5 protein-coding genes are annotated in these 3,504 nt (G+C 71.2%); all 5 read left to right on the plus strand.

Annotation, left to right across the window (positions count from 1 at the left end):
* Positions 1-27: 27 nt before the first annotated feature.
* Positions 28-216, plus strand: a complete 189-nt coding sequence (locus VHK87_RS02625; protein ID WP_329633343.1) for a DUF3008 family protein — start codon at positions 28-30, stop codon at positions 214-216.
* A 52-nt stretch (positions 217-268) separates the two neighbouring features.
* Positions 269-826, plus strand: coding sequence for a DUF2239 family protein (locus VHK87_RS02630; RefSeq protein WP_329633344.1), 558 nt, complete (start codon positions 269-271; stop codon positions 824-826).
* 49 nt (positions 827-875) lie between these two features.
* On the plus strand, positions 876-1,556 hold the full coding sequence (locus tag VHK87_RS02635) for a LexA family transcriptional regulator (RefSeq protein ID WP_329633345.1): 681 nt from the start codon (positions 876-878) through the stop codon (positions 1,554-1,556).
* Between the two features lie 199 nt (positions 1,557-1,755).
* The gene (locus VHK87_RS02640; RefSeq protein WP_329633346.1) at positions 1,756-2,310 is read left to right on the plus strand and encodes an SOS response-associated peptidase; all 555 of its coding nucleotides are present in this window, start codon (positions 1,756-1,758) and stop codon (positions 2,308-2,310) included.
* 55 nt (positions 2,311-2,365) lie between these two features.
* On the plus strand, positions 2,366-3,504 hold a 1,139-nt coding region (locus VHK87_RS02645), incomplete at its 3' end, for an alpha/beta hydrolase (protein ID WP_329633347.1).

Raw genomic sequence — 3,504 nt, forward strand, 5'->3', positions numbered from 1 at the left:
TCCGGTGTCAACCCGAGGAGCCGTCCGATGCCCGCCAAGTCCGCCGCCCAGCAGAAGGCCGCCGGCGCAGCCCTGGCCGCCAAACGCGGCGATCAGCCCAAATCCAAGCTGAAGGGCGCCTCCAAATCGATGGTGGAGTCCATGAGCGAGAAGGAGCTCGAGAAGATGGCCTCCACCAAGCGCAAGGGTAAGCCGGAGCACGCCGCCCGCGGCTAATTCTACCCGGGCGCAATTGACGCCCACCCAGCGGGCCTGCTAAGCCGGCCCCATGGACGCGCGCCGTTACACCGCCTTCGCCGGCCACCGCCTGCTGGCCCGCGGCCCCGCGGCCGAGGTGGCCGTGGCGCTGAAGGCCGCTTATGACCGCGGCGAAGCCCGGCTGGTCACCTTCGAGGACGCTGCCGGCCGGCCCACGGACTTCGACCTGCGCGGCAGCGCGGCGGAGATCGCCGCCCGCCACGCGCCCGCCGAGGCGCCGAAGCGCGGCCGTCCCAAGCTCGGCGTCGTCGCCCGCGAGATCACCCTGCTCCCGCGGCACTGGGACTGGCTCGCCGCGCAGCCCGGCGGCGCGTCGGCGACCCTGCGCCGGTTGGTTCAGGCGGCGATGACCGACGCCGAAGGGCCGGAGGCCAGGCGCCAGCGCCTAGAGGCCGCCTATCGGGTGATGTCCGCCCTGGCCGGCGACCTCGCAGGGTTCGAGGAGGCCAGCCGCGCCCTCTTCGCCGGCGATCTGGGGAAGCTGGACTCACTCACGGCCGAGTGGCCTGCCGACGTGCGCGCCTACCTGGCCGAACGGCTCGACGGCGGCGAGGCGCCGCAGGGCTGAGGCGTCCGGAACTGACGCATATCTGCCGCTATAGTCGCACATGCTCGTCATGCGCGCTTTGATTGTAGACACCCTCGACGACGCGAGCCCGTGCAGCCGGCCGGGCGCGATACGGCTCCGGCAGGCGCGGGTCGCCGCCGGCTTCGAGACGGCCGCGGAAGCCGCCGGCGCCTGCGGCTGGGACCAGCAGGCCTACGCCGTCCACGAGGCCGGCGTCGCCCCCTTCGATTGGCGCGGCGCCAAGGTCTACGCCAGCGCATTGGGCGTGCGGACCGAGTGGCTCTACGCCGGCGCCGGCCAGGCGTGCGAGCCGGGCTACGCCCCGGTTCTCGGCCGCGCCGGGGCCGATCCCTCGGGCGCGATGCTGTTCGCCACCGGCCAGTCGCCCGGCGAGCTCGCCCCCCTCCCGCCCGGCGCGACTGCAAAGGCGATGGCGCTGCGGGTCGCCGGCGATTCGATGCGCGGCCTCGCCGACGACGGCGCGCTGATCTTCTTCGAAGACCAGCGCACGCCCCCGACCCACGACATGCTCGGCCACGTGGTGGTCCTCGAGACCGAGACCGACGAGGTGCTGGTCAAGCGCCTGCTGCGCGGCTCGCGGTCCGGCCTGTTCGACCTGGAGAGCCTCGACGCGCCTCCACGCAACGATGTGCGGCTGCGGTGGGCGGCCCACATCACCGCGATCGTCCCGCCCTACCAGGCCCGCCGCATCCTCGTCAGCGCCGGCTGAGATCGTTTCGCGGAACAAGGCTCTAGCGGCCACGTTGCCTTCTGCGGTCGGGCCAAGAGGAGAGTTCTCATGCGCAGTGTTATTTACATCGTCGGCCTGGTCGTCGTCGTCGCCGTGGTCCTGTCCCTGCTCGGCATCGTCTAGCCCGACCTCCACGGGCGAGCTTTTCAGGCTCGCCTGGCCGGGGTCTGATAGGCGGATGTGCAACGAATACCGCTTCCGACAGCCGCTGGACCGCATCGTCGAGGAGTTCAGCCAGCTGAAGATCCCGGTCTCCTGGAGCGGCGGGGCGCCGAACCTGGAGCCCCGCGACTCCATCCGCCCAACCGACCCGGCCCCCGTGCTGGTCGGCGCCGAGGGCGGCGGCGCGGAGCTGAAGCAGCTCCGCTGGGGCTTCGCCCAACCCAAGGGCGGGCCGGTGATCAACTTCCGCTCGGACAACCGGCGCTTCGCCAAGGGTCGCTGTCTGGTGCCGGCCGACGGCTTCTACGAGTTCACCGGGACCAAATACCCCAAGTCCAAGTGGCTGTTCACGACCTCGGACAGCGACTTCTTCTGCATGGCCGGCCTCGTCCGCGACGACCGGTTCACCGTGCTGACCACCGGGCCCGGGCCGGACATCGCCCCCTATCATGATCGCCAGGTCGTCATCCTGCCCAGGTCCGAGTGGGCGGCCTGGCTGGACGCCTCGCCGGAGCACCCGACGCCCATCCCCCTCCCGGCCGGCGCGCTGAGCGTCGAACAGATCCGCTAGACCGTCGGAACATCCGATCCATCAATGGGTTGTGCGGAGGTTCAGGAGCCCTGCCATGACCATCCTCCACCTTCTGCAGCGCGCCTTCGCGCTCCTCTCGCTGGCCCTTCTCGCCACCGGCGCCTGGCTCGTCTGGTCGTGGTTCGACCTGCGTGACGAGATCCATCCGACGCTCGGCGAGTCGCCCGACTGGCGGCTCTGGCTGGGCGGAGCGCTGCTCGCCTGGTCCTTCCTCGGCCGGTTCGCGGTCATGGCGATCGCCGGCCAGGGCTCGGCCAAGGCGCAGGGCCGGCTTCACCGCGGCACGTCCAGCCGGCTTGAGAGCGTCGCCGGCGCCGAGCTGCACATCGAACGTCACGGGCCGGACGGCGCGCCGACCCTGGTCATGGTTCACGGCTGGGGCATGGACGCCACCATGTGGCGCGACCAGCGCGACCGCCTCGCGCAGCGCTTCCAGACCGTCAGCCTCGACCTGCCGGGCCTTGGCCTGTCGAAAGGATTCGACGACGGCTTCTACAGCCTCCCCCGGTTCGCCGACGTGGTCGCCGACGTCGTGCAGGCGACCGGCCCCAAGCCGGTGATCCTGATCGGCCACTCGATCGGCGGGATGATTCTGCAGGAGTTCGCCAAGCGCCATCCCGACAGGCTCGGCCGCGACGTGGCCGGCCTCGTGCTGCAGAACACCACCTGCGTCGACCCGAGCCGCACAACGGCCATAAGCGGCCTTCTCCAGGCGATCCGCCCGGTCATCGGGCCGATGATGAAGCTGGACATCGCCCTCGATCCGATCGTGCGGTTGATGAACTGGCAGAGTTACCTGAGCGGCTCGACCCACTTGGCCATGCGGATCTCCGGCTTCGGGACCCGCCCTGCGCCCGGGCAGCTCGACCAGACCGCCCTGCTGGCGACCCGCAACTCACCGGCCGTCCAGGCCAAAGGCAACCTCGGCATGATGAATTGGGACGGCGCCGGCGACCTCCACCACATCGGCCTGCCGGTCCTCGTGTTCATCGGCGGCCGGGATCTCGTCACCCGTCCGGACGCCGGTGAGGCCGTGGCCCGAACTTTCGCGGCCGCCCACCTGGCCCCCGTCGAGCGGGCCGGGCACATGGGCCCGATGGAGCTGGCCGACCTCTACGCCGCGTCGGTCGCCGCCTTCGCGGACGACGTGTTCCTGCGGGAGGCGCGCGCGGC

It is taken from the genome of Phenylobacterium sp., from assembly GCF_036263695.1.
Lineage (GTDB): Bacteria > Pseudomonadota > Alphaproteobacteria > Caulobacterales > Caulobacteraceae > Phenylobacterium.

Bases quoted from the DNA above. Each gene is read 5' to 3' on its own strand.
- VHK87_RS02625 (WP_329633343.1), top strand. From the start codon at position 28: ATGCCCGCCAAGTCCGCCGCCCAGCAGAAGGCCGCCGGCGCAGCCCTG.
- VHK87_RS02630 (WP_329633344.1), top strand. From the start codon at position 269: ATGGACGCGCGCCGTTACACCGCCTTCGCCGGCCACCGCCTGCTGGCC.
- VHK87_RS02635 (WP_329633345.1), top strand. From the start codon at position 876: ATGCGCGCTTTGATTGTAGACACCCTCGACGACGCGAGCCCGTGCAGC.
- VHK87_RS02640 (WP_329633346.1), top strand. From the start codon at position 1,756: ATGTGCAACGAATACCGCTTCCGACAGCCGCTGGACCGCATCGTCGAG.